Raw genomic sequence first — 14,322 nt, forward strand, 5'->3', positions numbered from 1 at the left:
CACTTCAGCCCTTTGCCAATTTCAGCTTTCCATCGCGTGCACCCTGTCCGTAGTCGTAACTATACCCATACCCATACCCATACCCATAACCAGCCGTCTTGGCGTCATAGCGCGACAGCAGCGCTCCCACCAACCGCGCGCGTGCGGCGTACAGCCGCTTGAGCGAGGTTTGCGCAGAATGGATCTTGGTACTGCCGGAATTGACCAACATGACTGTGCCATCGGCCGTATTCGCCAGCAACGGTGCATCCGCCAGGCCCAACACCGGCGGTCCGTCGATGATGACCTGGTCAAAGCGCTCGGTGGCCACGGTCAGCATCGACACCAGCTTGCTACCGGACAGCAACTCAGCCGGATTGGGCGGAAGCGGTCCGGCTAGGATGACTTGCAGCCCGTCCTCTCCGCTGGGCTCGAGCACGTTGGCGAATGCCTCGGCCCCGGACAGCAGCCCACTCAGTCCGGCGGCCGCCGTTTTCAGGCCCAGCGTGCGATGCAGCGAGGGATTGCGCAGGTCGGCTTCGATCAGCAGCACGCGCTTGCCCAGGCGCGCGAAATTGCGCGCCAGCGCCAACGCAGCCGTGGACTTGCCCTCGCCGGGCCCCGAGCTGGTCACCAGCAGGGAGCGCGGAACGCCATGGTCGGTGGTGAACTGCAACGCCGCCCGCACCGAGCGGTAGGCTTCGGAAAAACCCGAATGAGCATCCGCAGCCGCCGTTGCGACCGCTTGCCCCGGCTTGAGCCGGGGAACCACACCCAGTACCGCCAGCCGCAGCTTCTGTTCGACATCCTGCGGGGTTTTCAGGGTGTCATCGAGGAATTCAAGAATAAAGGCAATCAACACGCCCAGCACCAGACCGATCAATCCGCCCAGCAGCAGGCTGCGGATCGGACGCGGCGAAAATTTTGCCGCTGCAACCGCCCGGTCCACGATGCTGATGTTGTTCACCGTCGCCGCACTGGTGGCGGTGATCTCCTTGGACCGCTGCAGCAGGCTGTCGTAAAGCTGTCGATTGGTATCGACGTCGCGCTTCAGAATGGTGTATTCGACCGTGTTCTGGCTGGTGGTGAAGGCCTGCGATCGCAGCTGTTCCACCTGCGCCGACAAAGTGGACTCTTCCGCCAACGCGGCTTCATATTCGGCCCTGACCGATCCGCCGATGCGCCTTTGTTCGATGGCGATCTGCTTCTCGATCTCATCGATCTGCTGGCGCAGCTGGATCATGTCCGGATAGTCCGGCTTGAACGTCGCCAGCTTCTGTTGGTATTGCGACATCAGCACGGCGCGCTGTTGCTGAAGCGGCCCGATGGCCGAAGCGGTGAGCTGCTCGGTGGAAGTTGCATTGCTGCGCCAGCGCGCTTCCGCGCGAATGCGGGCCTGCTTGGCCTGCGCCAGCGCCTCGCTGAGCGAGGTCAGCGTGTTCATGGCCAAGGTCCGCCCCTGGTCGTCAGTCACCGTCAGACCTTGGGTTCGTGCGTATTCGATCAGCTTGCGCTCGGACTCTTCCAGCTTGGCCTTGGCGATGGCCAACTGCTCTTCCAGATAATTGCCGGCGAAGTTCGAGCGGCTGTTGTACTGATCTTGGTTGGCGGCAACGAACTCCTCCGCTATCGCGTTGACCGCCTGAACTGAAAACGCGGGCACCGGGCTATCGAAGTTGACCCAGACCAGTTCGGTATCCTTGACCGGTTCGACGCTCAAGCCGCCGCGAAAAATGCCCACCGCCTCGTTCTGCATCGCCTTGGAGTCCCTTGCCGTTTGCGTGGCGGATGCTGGCGCAGCAGGTTTGGCTCGGAACAAACCCAGCAACCGCCCCATCCAGCCCGGCGCATCGAGACGATCGATTGCAATGCGGTCGAGATTGACGCGCTTGGCCACACGCTCGGACATGCTCCGACTCTGAAGCAGCTCCAACTGCGTCTGCTGGTACTGGTTGTTCCAGTCGTACCCGAGAACCGCACCCTGATCGCTGGCAACGACATTGGTGCGGGTGTTCTGGATCTGCATCAGCGCCGACGCCCGATAAATCGGCGTGGTCAGCAGCACTTGGATCAGCGCCAGCGCAGTGATGCCGGCGGCAATGCTGACCACGAGCCAGCGCCACTTGATCAGGATGTGCAGATAGGCGCGCAGGTCGATCTCGTCCGGATCGTCCTCATTGCTTCCCTCGAACAGGCTCAGCGCGCCGCGCCCGTGCACGAACGCCAGCGCCCGCGGGTCGGCCGGATCGTGGCGCGCCGGAAGCCGGTCACCGCCTTGCGCCGGGTCGACCGGCAGCTTGTCGTCAGTCATTGGAAACGCGTCCTCGTTGAGGCTTCAGAGCCAGCGAAAGAGACCGATGATCGGCATGGCATCGAGGAACTTGCGCAACACCGTCTTGCTGCCCGATTCTTCGACGACCACGATATCGTCGCCGTACAGCTGCGGATCTTCGATGCTGCCATTGCGCAGCATCCGCAGATCGTAGGCCGCCGCCATGCGGCGGCCGTTGACCTGACGCATGATCACGATGCCGCGTGGATCGGCGGTCTGCTCGTCCAGGCCACCCGCAAGCGCAATCGCCTGTAGCAAGGTGATCTTGCCACTGATGGGATAAATTCCCGGCTTTCCCAATGCGCCTTCCATGGTGACACGCTGGCTGGCGAATTCCTTGACGAACACGCTGACCTGCGGGTTTTGCAGGTAATTGGCCGAATACCGGCGCTTGAGCTCGATTTCCAGCTCTTGGGTGGTCATACCGGCAGCCGGCACCGTGCCGATCAAGGGCAGAGAAATCTGCCCCTTTGCGTTGACCCTAACTTCCTTGCTCAATGCGTCAACGCCGAACACGCTGATGGAGAGCAAGTCCATGCCTCCGATGCGGTAGTCCGTCGCCTCGGCGAGTGCCACTTCCGTATTGCTGGCATCCGGCGGCGGCAGCGCCGCGGCTCCCGAACCGGCGCGCGGAACGCCACGGGCGCCACCACCGCTGGCACAGGCGGCCAGCAGCAGGCTCAGAAGCAACAGCAGGCAAAGCGTGGGCAAGCGTCGCATGGACATTCCTTGTTCCCGGACTGGCAATTATGCCGCCCGAGCGTGCGAGTGCAACCCATGACCGCAACTCCGGAAGTCCGCCTGAACGGCCGCGGCTCGGGCCGGGGCACCCATTCGGCCAATATTCGCCGACCCCGCACGTTGCCCTCCGCCCGCGATCCTGTAGAATGCGCGCCTCACCGGGCGGTTAGCTCAGCGGTAGAGCATTGCCTTCACACGGCAAGGGTCGCAGGTTCGAACCCTGCACCGCCCACCAAGAAACGCATATCAAACCCCTGTTTTTACAGGGGTTTTTTGTTTTCAGGCACACGCGGACCAGCACGCCAATAACAACGATTTTTGGCGTTTTTTGAAATTTAGTGTCCCCGTTTTGTCCCCGTTTATCGGCATCTGTCAGCGCTTATCACGCACTGTCAATCCCGCTGTCCCCGAATTGTCCCCACCTGACCCGTGGCCATGCGCTCATGGTTCTTCCTGTCGAGTGTGGTAGGGTGAACTTGCAAGCCGGAAAGTCTCCGGCTACTTATCAGGAGCGCTACCGATCCTTGTCCATGGGTCGCGTCAGCCGAGCGTGGATCCTGACTAAGTAGCCTGGCTGGCGCGACCCGACGAGGTAGCGCCATGCAGGACGAACTTCCCACAGCCATGACGATGACGGTGCAGCTGTATTCGCGCCTGCTCGACCGTTACGGCCCGCTGCTCAGCGTCGACGACATCGCGACCGAGCTGCGATGCACCCGCGCCGTCATCTACTTGCGCCGCTCCCGCCAGCGCACCGACGGTATGCCGGCACCAATCAGTGAGTCCACGCCACTGCGTTACCGCGCAGCAGACATCGCACAGTGGCTTGCCGGCGACGCTGTCCCCACCGCGCCGTCGCCCGTGGTGCCACCCCGCCGCAAGCCGGGTAGACCCCGGAAGGTAGCTGGCGCGGAGAGCTGACGTGGCCACCTTCCCGGAGACCCACGGGATGGAGCTACATGCTGTGGTCGAGCGGATGCGCGCCGACAGCGCCCGGCGCCGTGCTGTCTCACCTCCCGTCTCCGCCCCTAAACCTGCGCCGCACCTTGCGCGAGACCGCAAAACACAAGGCGATTTCTTCGTCGCCGACATTCTCGACGCCTCGCCGAAGGACGACACGGTGAGCATGGAGCATCCCTTGTTTGCCTTGCGGGCCGGCGACATGCGCGTGCGACGCTACGAACGCAACGGCAATAGCGTCGTGGTGATGCCCGGCGCTGGCGGATGCGCGACGATCCACGACAAGGATTTGTGGATTTACTGCATCAGCCAACTGGTTGAAGCCAAGAACCGGGGCCGGGCCATTACGCCGACCGTGCGCTATACCGCCTATGACTTTTTGAAGGCTACCAACCGCGACACCAGCGGCCGCGCCTACGAGCGCATGGCCAACATGATGCGGCGGTTAGCCGGTACGCGCATCGAAACCAACATCGAGACGAACGGGCAGCGCGAGCGGCGCGGCTTTGGCCTGATCGACGCTTGGCAGGTAGTCGAGAAGTCCCCGGATGACGAACGCATGGTGGCTGTTCAGGTGGACTTGCCGGGTTGGCTGTACCGCTCCGTCGATGCTGGACAGGTACTCACGATTTCCCCCGACTATTTTCGGCTGCGCAAACCACTGGATCGGCGTATCTACGAGCTGGCGCGAAAGCATTGCGGGCAGCAGCCTCGCTGGCGTGTGTCGCTGGCCACGCTGCATCAAAAGAGCGGCAGCACTGATGCGCTGCGAAATTTCCGTGTGGCGGTGCGCTCGTTGGCCGAATCTGGCGATCTGCCCGACTACCTGATGGCCTACGACGCCGCCCGCGACATGGTGACGTTCGCTAGGCCAGCCAGCTAGCTGGCCGGGTGCGACTTATCCACAGACACGTGCTTTTACCTGCACCCGCATCGTGCTTTCACCTGCACAGACACGTGCTTTCACCTGCACCTTACTTCGTGCTTTCACCTGCACGACCACCCCTCAAACCGTTGTGCCAAAAGGGTTTCAAAAACCGTAACGCGCGCGCGCGTTTTTTAACGCTTTAATCTTAAAAGCTCTTAACGGGCTCGACCTGTGGATAAGTCGCAGCTACGCCACATCCCAGCACCAGAGCTATCCGAGATCCAGAGCCAGAGCGGTCATCAGGGCGCGAGTGAGTCAGTCGCAGGGCGGATGCCATCGCCGCGACCTGGCCTTGTCGCATTACCGGCGCCACGACAGCCAGAGCGGGCGCTGGCGCGCCCCGTCTTCGTAGGGGCTGCCGCCCCTACACCCTCCGCGCCTGCGTCATCTTCGACAACTTCGAGCACACCCGACCCGCCAAAGCCCTTCAGAAATCCAGTTGCTCCACAGTGATGCGCAGCGCCTGCGCAACCCGCGCAACAGTGGCCTTGCGCGGCCTTGCTGCGGCTTCGGTTTGTGCGTATGCGGCTTGCGACACTCCAAGGCGCACCGCAACGACAGCCTGAGTCAAGCCCAGATATTCGCGCCACGCCCTCATCGGGCTGGCACCGTCCACGGTGGCGCTGACCACCTCATGCGGGATCAGTCCCTCCTCATGGGCGAAGCGGCGCAGATATTCGTCATAGGGCACCACGACGAAGGCAGGATGCCCGTCCGCGCCCTTGATGGTCTGAATGTCAGTAAGTGCGTTCATCGCGTTTGCCTACCTCTTCGATGCGAACCAGCGTGATGGTGCCCTCAAAGTTGAACAACACCCGGTAATTGCCCACCCGCAGGCGGTAGCCATACTGGTGATTCACCAGCGCCTTGACGCCACCGCACTTCGGGAAGTGCGGCAGCTTGCCCTGCACCGCGTCACGGATGTCCACCTGGGCGACTTTCGGCAGCTTGCGCAGTTGCTTGGCGGCTTTTGGCGTCCAGTCGATGCGGTTCATTCACGCCAATATAAGCGTTCAATAAGCATTGTCAACGATTATGCCGCCAACAGGCTGGGCGTAGCGGTCACCCGCCCTAGCTACGCGGTCGAACTGCGGCGCGCCTGCTCGCGGTCATACGCCCAGCGCATCCATAGGCCGCAGCTAGCCGGAATGCACGCACACAAGAAGATAGCTAATCCAGCCATGCCATTAGCCTAGCACCACAGCAGTACCCGACTCCCGAGCTACGCCCACGCCGAGGAAATCGCCGCCGCCCATCACCCCGCCTGGGACGCCCTGACCCCCGCCGTGCGCAAGCTCATGACGCGCAATGTCATGCAGGTCATGGGGCGCGATTGCCTCTCCCCCGCCGCCTTCGTGGTCTGCTGGGCACCCGACTCCACGCTGGACGAGGAAGGCCGGGTGGTGGACGTGGCGGGCGGCACCGGGCAGGCGGTGCGAATTGCGGCCACCTACCGCGTCCCGGTGTTCAACCTGGCCCACCCGCCCCATCAGGCAAGGGTGGGCGCATGGCTGGCGGGGAACCCCTGAGATCGGGCGAGGAAACGGCGCTCACAAGTGAGGAAACGGCACCCGGAACGCGGGGCGCACCTCGCACCAAAAGGGCGCAAACCCCCATTCAGCGAAATTGGACGGCCTCCGTCCAAGTGAGGAAATCGCGCCGACAAGTGAGGAAATCGCGCCGACAAGTGAGGAAATCGCGCCGACAAGTGAGGAAATCGCGCCGACAAGTGAGGAAATCGCGCCGACAACTTTTCCCCATTCAGGCGCGCAAGTTATTGATTCTAGGCGAGAAAATCGGAAACCCGCCGAGGGGGGTCTAGCTTTATTCTAGTAGATACCTAGCTTTTTCTAGCTAGGTATCTAGTTCTACCTATCGAGAAGCGCGAGCGCGTGCGCGACCCCGGCGCTGGGGGCGCCGGTTCGCTCACGCTCCAACCCGTCGATGGAAGATCCAGAGCAACCGCCAGAGCCAGGACGCTGGGCGAAGGGAAGGGCAACCGCCTCCCCTCGTCCTGCTGCGGTGGAGCTTGGCGGCGAGCGGGGCGAGCCGCCCACCCCCGCGTGCGCGTGCGAAGCGCGCCAGCCCACACACGCCACCCGCCACCACGGCGCCGGGAAGGCGTTCAGCAGCCTCGCCACGCCTCGCGCAGGGGTCGATTGGGGTGCTGGTAGCGGGTCAGCGCCAGACGGGCCTTGTAGCGCGTCCTGTGCGGTTTTGGGCGGCGGCCGGAAAGGACAGGCGACGGGGTGACACCGGCGAGCGCCCTACCACGTCGCCGAGAAGGCATCCAGCAGCGCCGCCACGCCCGTCCTGCCGGGTGGTAGCGGCCAACACCGCGGACGGGTACAGGTCGGCCCTGTAGCGCGTCCTGTGCGGTTTTGGGGCTTGGCTGAAACCAGCCAGGGCAACCGCGGGGTTGTTCTAAGCCCCTCCCTTCGGTCGGGTCCTTGAGGCGCTTTGCGCCCTGCGTGAAGGTGCTGCGCACCTGTGGGTCAGGCGCTTCGCGCCGGACAGCCGGCTCGCTGCGCGCTCGCCGGCCATGACGCGCTGTGCGCGGTGGAGGCGCTGCGCGCCTGCCTGCGTCCGGCCAGAATCCATCCATTTATTCATCCGCCGCCGCAACCACCGCCAAATCCATCTATTTATCCATCGGCCCACCAGAATCCATCCATTTATTCATCACGCCGCCCTTTCCTGCACCGAAATCCATCCATTTATGCACCCGCTGCCCAAATGCCCGCCCAGACAGCCACTGCCCACCGTCCTACCGTGATCCATCACCCATCACCCCATCGCCACCCGGCCATCGACTCGACCCCTATTGCCAGCCGCAACCACCTCACCGCATCCCATTGCCACCCGGCCATCGACTCAGCCACCCATTGCCACCCCGATCCGCATGAGTGCCGCCCATCGCCACCCCGGCCATCGTGACCACACGAACAGCCATTCCCAGGCCTGCTTGATTGCCCCTACAACCGCACCCGGCCATCGAGAGTTTGCGAACCACCACCCGGCCATCGAGATCGCCACCTACCGCCGCACGGACGCCTCCAACTGCATGATTGCCCCCGCTTTTCCCGGCCATCGAGAGTTTGCGAACAACGTGACACGCTATAACGTAGTGCCACGATGGGGACAGAAACGCGACAGTATGGGTTTAAGCTCAACCGCGCAGGTCTCGCCCAAGGGGCTGTCAGCGCGGTGGTGACATGGCGTTGACGGGCTGGTGACATGGCGTTGTCGCCCTGTCACCTGGCGCGGAACCAGACGAACAACCGGCCTGCGTCAAACGGCAAAATTCATCTATCCTGCTGATTTACTGCCGCATTTAATTCGGTATACATACATATACATATATCCACATACATCCATGTATATGTATGGGGATGTATGTGGATATTTTCTGCGGTGTGGTGTTAGGGTGCCTGCACCACACCCAAGGAACCGCTGCATGAATGCCATTGGTCTCGATGTTGGACACAGCGCCGTCAAGGTCGCCGCTGGCGCCGACACTGCTTCTGTCCGGCCTTGATGAATTTGTAGATCAGTCACACTCATGCAGCTTCGTCGGCCGAAAAGAGACAACCGCGCCGCACTGCATGCGCGTGGAACTTCTTACTCAACTTTCGCCAGTCCTTCTCAGCGAATGGCAAGTAGTTAACGATCGCATGGGCCGCGTTGTCGGGCAAAGGATCAGAGTAAGCAAAGACGTTCTCTGCCGCGTACTCGCCGACCGCTACTGCCCACACGCCGCAGACTTGCGACCAATTGCGAGGTAAGCCTCGAATGCCTCGCGTGGCGTCACCATGCTGCTGCGATCTGAAGAAAGCTGGCCACCATCATTTGAGTTGGGCTGGAAAGCACGGGTCGCCGGCCTACCTTCTTGTATCCAAATCTCAATGACTTGACGAAGCAAAAGCTCATCGTGATCGCCCAGCTTGTGTTCTTCTCCAACCGGCATTACTGCCCCCCCGTATCAGAATCCATTTCACTCCAGAAACGACCAAACTCCGACAGCGTATGCTCGTCGAACTGCGCAATCTCGACGTCCAGTTCTTCGTCAGTCTCTACGTTCAACGCGTGAAGTTCGATGGCAAGGCTCGGCAGCGTAACAGTCGCGCTGATTTCCCAATCGCCACGCGTCCACTCAGCCGTAATGCTTCCATCAGGTAGTGGGTAAATGTACGGCGTAGGCACGCCAGTCTCGGTAGTGATGATCGCCACCAGCTCACTCATCCGAGCAATGGCCGACGCATCCGGCGCTGGATTTTCGCCCGAGTACCAGCCTGCCGGAGTGCATGCGATCTCCCTAAACGCTCGTCTAAAGGCTGCTGCCGCTCATCGTCCGTGTAGAGGAGTTCCTTGTATTTTGTAATCTTCGTCAGACGATCTTGGCGATCAAAAAGTCCGACACCGATAACTCTGACCTGGTGCCGTCGTCGAATGATCGCCTTCTCACACTCTTCGTCGGTATCGACCTGCAGATCGAACCGAGCTCCATCCTTGTCGGCAAGATGCACGATGCAGGCGCGAATTTCCCACCGGTTAGTGTAAATCTCTGGTCGAGCGCGTTCTCGTAAGTCGCGTTGGCGAATACACAATGCGCTTGCGCGTTTCGCTGTCGTAGCGAACCGGAATCGTGCGCCCATGCGAGAGTTCGGCATGCTCCCCGGCTCTGAGGCTTTGTCCAAATCGGTTGAATTTTCCGACTAGTGCACGAGGGAACTCTTGGGGTAGAGCTTGGCCATCGTTGGCAGCCGCCATCACACGGTCAAACAGGTCGCACTCCTCAAATTCGCCATACTGGGGAAGCCGAAGCCCGCCTGAGCAGCATTTGCGGGCTGGTCCTTCAGCGTCTCCAACCTTTTGCGTAGCGCCGTTACTGTTGCCCTGAATGACTTGGGACAAGCCGAGTTGGAATGACTCTTCGAACCCCTTGGGCACTCGCCGCCGGTCGTTATTTCGCTCACGGAATAGGTGCTTCGCAACCTCCACCACTAAGTCACGATAGGCGCAAGGTCGGGAAGTACGTCGAACGGAATGGTATGGGAGTCGAAGCGTCCGCCAGCAAAGCGCACGCGCACGAAATCGCCGCTATCTACGGTCTCCGGCTGCGGCTGCTCGTTTGGTACGTCCGTCATTGTGAAGGCTTCCCCCCAGCCTATTCCTCAGCCGGATTGATATAGCAGATTGCCGTTTGTCTGTCTCGTACCGTAAGACAAACGCACCCCGCTCCGAGTTTCCCGATTCAGTTATCCGTGATGCCCACGACCGCATAGCACACCGCTGATCTCATTTGGCAACTCACGCCCCGAATCTTGTCGTCGATCTGCGCGCCACGTCGCGGCCAGCTAGCGTCGGAGACGGCCATCAGAAACAGACACCCACCGCTGGAGCGTTCCCACTGGCACCCGGCTTTCTTCTCGCGGGAGTCGTCGTTGGTCTTGTACGGCTCGCCCTTGTACTCGGCCAGAATCCGCCCGTCTTTCAGCTCGGCGATGAAATCAGGGGTAGAAGTAGTCGGTGGCGGTAGGCAGCCAGAACGCGAAACGTGGCTCGCGCTCCACGTTGCGCACCCACAGTTTCACCTCCGGGTGTATCTCGATGGCCTGGGCGCATGTGAACTCCTCGGCCCACTCGTTTTGTTCGCGCGTTTCTCGCGCAGGTCGTGGATCACAGGGTAGTAGTGCTTCTTGAAGCGAAACCGCCCGGAATAGAACGGCGGTCGACCGGGGTACTGGTTCGGCTCGAAGCGGAAGGCATAGCGGAAGGCCTCCCCTGCGGTGGCGCGCAGACAAAGCCCGGTAGCGACGTCTGGAAGCCCTTGCCGATGGCCAGCTTGCGGCGTCGCTCGATCTCATGCCGAATGGCTTCCGCCAGCACGAAGCGGCGCACCAGAGCCGTGAGCGTGAAGCGCCGGTCGGCCTGCAGGTGCCACACACGGCCAGCAACTGCACTGCGCAAGTCGGCTGGGAACACATCCCATTGCCGAGCACTCATTGACCAGTGTACGCATCAGCGTACACCCGATCGTCTTCGTTCGCGTGTGCGGCGATTTCGTTCAAGTGCAACTGCGTGCTGTCGGCCACCTCGTAGCGCACCGCTTCCTCGGCCAGGTTGATCTCGAACACGTGCCGCGTTCGCGCACATCGAAGTTGGCGAGGCTGACCGGTTCGGCGAACAGATCGAACTGGCCCAGCTCGGCCAGCATGCGCTGTTCCACCGGCTGCAGCGCGCCGTCGAAGTCCAGGCACAGCTGCGGCAGGGGCGCAAAGCGCACGCCGCGTGCCGATGGCGCCAGCAAGGCCGCCTGCCGCATGCGCTCGTGCTCAATGGCGTCCTTTACCGCATCCTGCTGCTTGCCGGCTTTGCAACTGGTCAACGAGTCCTCGACCTCCGCGCTCAACTCGCCGCGCACGATGGCCGTCGCGCCGCTGCTGGTCGGGCGCAGTTCCAAGGTGTCCCGCAACGCGGCCGGCACCTCGGCCGTCGGCATCGCGGGCAAGGCCACGATGGCCTCGGCCGGCTTCGGCCGTCGCTGCTGCCACCGGCCACCGGCAAACGCCTTGCGCCGGGGCCAGCGCCTGGGCTGCCTCGTAGCGCTCAAGCCCATGTTGTTCACCAGCCGGTCGGCCAGCGAATCGGCCACGCGGGCGAAACCCTCGGCCACGATGTGCGCGTAGGCCTTGCCCATGTCCGTTTGCAAGCGCGGGCGCGCGTAAGGCATGCGCAGCACGCGCCCCAGCAACTGCTCGACGTCCTTGGCGCTACGGGCGTCCTGCGAGGCTGCAGCACGTAGGCGAACGGGCAATCCCAGCCTTCCTTCAGCGCTTCCACCGTGATGACGTAGCGCACGGTGCATGCCGGGTCGCTCAGGTTGATGCCGTCCAGCTCCTTCTGGCTGCCGGTGGCCACCACGATCTGCGAACGCGGTCGATCTTTCGCCGTCCGCGCTGGTGATGTTCAGCAGCTTTCCACGGTGACCTCGCCGTTCTTCCTCGGCCTGGAACAGCATCACCGGGCGAATATTGGTCGTTCTCCTTCGCGGCCAGCAGTTCCAGGCGGTCACCGTTGTGAGGATGGCGTCGCAACCGCGTCCTTCCAGCCGGTCGGGTGCTCCATCAGCACGATGGGCAGCTTGATCATGTCCTCGCGCTGCAGGGCCAGCGCCCCGACGTGGTACAGCACGTTGCTGTCCTTGGCCGGCGTGGCGGTGAGTTCGATCAGGCAGGCCGGATGCAGGTTGCGCAGCGTGCGGGTGCGGTTGTTGTGCGCTTCGTCGACGATCACGATGGGTCGGCGCAGGGCGATCGTTGGCGATGGAAGTCTTCACCCGGCCCAGGTCGGCCAATGTGAGGTAGGGCTGCGCGGCAATGTCCGCCTCGGTCACCCGATCCAGCCGGTTCTCGTCCTGCGGCGTCAGCCCCTGGAAGTGCGACGCAAGGCTCTCGTCGAACGAATACACCGTGCGCTGCGCCTTCTCCTTCACGTTGAAGGACTGGATGGTCGCCACCACGACAACGGCCACACGGCCCACTTCCTGCGGGCCGACCGTGGCCAGCTCGTCCAGCGCACACACGCGCACGCGCTCGCCGAAGTAGGTCGCCAAGGCCTCGCGGCAGGGGTTGCGTGGGCTGGACAGCGCTTCCAGCGTCTGCGCGCGGATCGCGTCGGACGGCACGCAGCCACAAGGCGATCGGCGCATCCGTATCCTGCAGCGCCTTGCCCACCTGGGCCACGGCATGCGCGGCGAGGAAAGTCTTGCCGCCGCCGGTGGGGATACGCACGCAGACCGCCGGAACCTCGCCCAGCGCGGCGCGGCTGTAGGCCTGACGCTGCAGGCCACCGTCGGGCGTTTCATCGAGTGGCGCACAGGCTTCCCACGCCGCATCCAGACCACCGCCGCGCAGCTTGCGGAAAAAGCCTTCCAGCGCCGCCAATGCCTTCTGCTGATAGTCCTTCGGTGCGTACGTGGCTCCGCGCGCCTTGATGTCGTACGGAATCTGCTTGAAAACGATGCCAGCTTCACGGCACGCGCCTCGCCCAGCAGGTCTTCGCCGTAGATCACGCGCGGCCCATCGTGCGGAAGCTCGCACTCCAGATACGCCAGCACCTTGCTGGTCAGCACGTTGCCGCCCTGCGGGCGCCGGTCGCCAGGATGCCGTTGTAAAGCAGGTAGTAGCCCGTGCCCTGGTGCGCGCCGAGGAGGGGCGTGGCGAACGCCTGCCGCGCCGGCTCGCCAGTCTCGAAGTGCCACAGGTAGGCCGCCAGCGCCGAAAACTGCACGCCCTCGTGGATATCGCCCTCGGCGTCGAACACCGGCTCGCCAAGCCGGTAGAAGCCGGAAGCCGCCGCCGCCGTGCCAGTTCACCGCCTCCGAAATGCCGCCTTGCTCGCCAGCAATCACCTTTTCCAGTCGCGGCAGGCAATGCGTGCGCGCGTGCGCGCCCATCTCGATGCCGATATAGCGGCGGCCCATCTTGTGCGCGACGGCGGCCGTGGTGCCGGAGCCGAGGAAGCTGTCGAGAACGAGGTCGTTGGGGTTGTTGCAAGCTTCAAGTCGTTGTGAGCCTTTCCGGCTTTGGGGTGGCGAAAGGGGTCGGGGGCGTTGAACGCGCCTTGACTTCGTTTCTAGCCTCATGGTTGTTACCAACATCCTGATGCAACCAAACCGTAGGGCTTGGGGTTCCGGTAGCATCGAGGTCGCTTAGGAACGTCTTGCGCGAAGGCACCGCCTTTCCATTACTTCCGAACCAAATTTCGTCGGCCTCATCCAGCCTTTGTAACGCTGCCTCGGAAAAGCGTGGGTACGTGCCAGCGGGTGGCGTCCATATCACGCCGTTCCCGAACGTGTACATAAAATGTTGGTTGGCTGCTGACCCACTCTTTGCGTGGAGCGGCGTTGCCTTCCATGGGCCTTTCGGGTGATTGTCGGGATTTCGGTACCTCGCGTTCATCTCGGCTGTACGTGGCAGGCGGTAGGGGTGCCACTTGTCCTTGTTTTTGGCAAATGCAAGAACGTGGTCGTGGTTGTCGGACAGGTATTTCGTGTCATTCGCGATTGTGTACTTCTTTTGCCAAGTGACGTCCGCCACAAAGTTTGGTCGCCCGAACACCTCGTCCATCAGCACCTTGAGGTAGTGCGCCTCGTTATCGTCGATGGTGACCCAGATCGAACCGTCCTCGGCCAGCAACTCGCGCAGCAACTGCAAGCGCGGCACCATCATCGACAGCCATTGCGAGTGCTCCAGCTTGTCGTCGTAGTGCTCGAACGCGCTTTGGGTGTTGTACGGCGGGTCGATGAACACGCACTTCACCCGCCCGCGATAGGGCAGCAGCGCCTTCAGCGCCAGCAGGTTGTCGCCCTGGATCAACT

The 14,322-nt window shown here is 62.5% G+C and carries 16 protein-coding genes and 1 tRNA gene; 6 read left to right on the forward strand and 11 right to left on the reverse strand.

Annotated features, from left to right (window positions below; genetic code table 11):
* Positions 1 to 4: 4 nt before the first annotated feature.
* Entirely contained in the window at positions 5 to 2,290 is a 2,286-nt protein-coding gene (locus M9902_RS03440) for a polysaccharide biosynthesis tyrosine autokinase (RefSeq protein WP_297221198.1), read from the reverse strand.
* A gap of 24 nt (positions 2,291 to 2,314) precedes the next feature.
* Positions 2,315 to 3,031 carry a polysaccharide biosynthesis/export family protein gene (locus M9902_RS03445; protein WP_297221199.1) on the reverse strand — a complete coding sequence of 239 codons (717 nt, stop codon included), beginning with the start codon at positions 3,029 to 3,031 and terminating at the stop codon, positions 2,315 to 2,317.
* 181 nt (positions 3,032 to 3,212) lie between these two features.
* Here M9902_RS03445 and M9902_RS03450 point away from each other — a divergent pair.
* The 3 genes from M9902_RS03450 (at position 3,213) to M9902_RS03460 (ending at position 4,895) form a co-directional block, all read left to right on the forward strand.
* Positions 3,213 to 3,287 (forward strand) — tRNA-Val (locus M9902_RS03450).
* Between the two features lie 365 nt (positions 3,288 to 3,652).
* Complete coding sequence (locus M9902_RS03455) at positions 3,653 to 3,973, forward strand: hypothetical protein (RefSeq protein ID WP_297221200.1); 321 nt, start codon at positions 3,653 to 3,655, stop codon at positions 3,971 to 3,973.
* A 1-nt stretch (position 3,974) separates the two neighbouring features.
* Complete coding sequence (locus M9902_RS03460) at positions 3,975 to 4,895, forward strand: replication initiator protein A (protein ID WP_297221201.1); 921 nt, start codon at positions 3,975 to 3,977, stop codon at positions 4,893 to 4,895.
* A 472-nt stretch (positions 4,896 to 5,367) separates the two neighbouring features.
* Here M9902_RS03460 and M9902_RS03465 read toward each other — a convergent pair whose 3' ends face one another.
* A complete protein-coding gene (locus M9902_RS03465; RefSeq protein WP_297221202.1) occupies positions 5,368 to 5,694 on the reverse strand; it encodes a helix-turn-helix transcriptional regulator in 327 nt (108 codons plus the stop codon).
* Complete coding sequence (locus M9902_RS03470; protein WP_297221203.1) at positions 5,678 to 5,935, reverse strand: type II toxin-antitoxin system RelE/ParE family toxin; 258 nt, start codon at positions 5,933 to 5,935, stop codon at positions 5,678 to 5,680. Before M9902_RS03470 ends, M9902_RS03465 begins: the two co-directional genes overlap by 17 nt.
* A gap of 303 nt (positions 5,936 to 6,238) precedes the next feature.
* Here M9902_RS03470 and M9902_RS03475 point away from each other — a divergent pair, with 303 nt between their 5' ends.
* The gene (locus M9902_RS03475) at positions 6,239 to 6,469 is read left to right on the forward strand and encodes a hypothetical protein (protein WP_297221204.1); all 231 of its coding nucleotides are present in this window, start codon (positions 6,239 to 6,241) and stop codon (positions 6,467 to 6,469) included.
* A 2,437-nt stretch (positions 6,470 to 8,906) separates the two neighbouring features.
* Here M9902_RS03475 and M9902_RS03480 read toward each other — a convergent pair.
* The 5 genes from M9902_RS03480 to M9902_RS03500 form a co-directional block, all read right to left on the reverse strand.
* Positions 8,907 to 9,182, reverse strand: a complete 276-nt coding sequence (locus M9902_RS03480; protein WP_297221205.1) for a hypothetical protein — start codon at positions 9,180 to 9,182, stop codon at positions 8,907 to 8,909.
* Entirely contained in the window at positions 9,179 to 9,595 is a 417-nt protein-coding gene (locus tag M9902_RS03485) for a hypothetical protein (protein ID WP_297221206.1), read from the reverse strand. Before M9902_RS03485 ends, M9902_RS03480 begins: the two co-directional genes overlap by 4 nt.
* Positions 9,596 to 10,619: 1,024 nt before the next feature.
* A complete protein-coding gene (locus M9902_RS03490) occupies positions 10,620 to 10,886 on the reverse strand; it encodes a hypothetical protein (RefSeq protein WP_297221207.1) in 267 nt (88 codons plus the stop codon).
* Positions 10,887 to 11,007: 121 nt separating this feature from the next.
* Positions 11,008 to 11,961 carry a hypothetical protein gene (locus M9902_RS03495; RefSeq protein ID WP_297221208.1) on the reverse strand — a complete coding sequence of 318 codons (954 nt, stop codon included), beginning with the start codon at positions 11,959 to 11,961 and terminating at the stop codon, positions 11,008 to 11,010.
* 50 nt (positions 11,962 to 12,011) lie between these two features.
* Positions 12,012 to 12,236, reverse strand: a complete 225-nt coding sequence (locus M9902_RS03500) for a hypothetical protein (protein WP_297221209.1) — start codon at positions 12,234 to 12,236, stop codon at positions 12,012 to 12,014.
* A 335-nt stretch (positions 12,237 to 12,571) separates the two neighbouring features.
* Here M9902_RS03500 and M9902_RS03505 point away from each other — a divergent pair, with 335 nt between their 5' ends.
* Positions 12,572 to 13,009, forward strand: coding sequence for a hypothetical protein (locus M9902_RS03505; protein ID WP_297221210.1), 438 nt, complete (start codon positions 12,572 to 12,574; stop codon positions 13,007 to 13,009).
* 58 nt (positions 13,010 to 13,067) lie between these two features.
* Here M9902_RS03505 and M9902_RS03510 read toward each other — a convergent pair whose 3' ends face one another.
* Positions 13,068 to 13,265, reverse strand: a complete 198-nt coding sequence (locus M9902_RS03510; protein ID WP_297221211.1) for a hypothetical protein — start codon at positions 13,263 to 13,265, stop codon at positions 13,068 to 13,070.
* Positions 13,266 to 13,335: 70 nt separating this feature from the next.
* Here M9902_RS03510 and M9902_RS03515 point away from each other — a divergent pair, with 70 nt between their 5' ends.
* Positions 13,336 to 13,515: a hypothetical protein gene (locus tag M9902_RS03515; RefSeq protein WP_297221212.1), complete on the forward strand. Its 180-nt coding sequence runs from the start codon at positions 13,336 to 13,338 to the stop codon at positions 13,513 to 13,515.
* Here the strand turns inward: M9902_RS03515 and M9902_RS03520 are convergent.
* Positions 13,502 to 14,320 carry a site-specific DNA-methyltransferase gene (locus M9902_RS03520; RefSeq protein WP_297221213.1) on the reverse strand — a complete coding sequence of 273 codons (819 nt, stop codon included), beginning with the start codon at positions 14,318 to 14,320 and terminating at the stop codon, positions 13,502 to 13,504. The genes M9902_RS03515 and M9902_RS03520 overlap by 14 nt on opposite strands.
* Between the last annotated feature and the right edge of the window lie 2 nt (positions 14,321 to 14,322).

It is taken from the genome of Thermomonas sp. (assembly GCF_023953935.1).
In the GTDB taxonomy this organism is placed as follows: Bacteria; Pseudomonadota; Gammaproteobacteria; order Xanthomonadales; family Xanthomonadaceae; genus Thermomonas.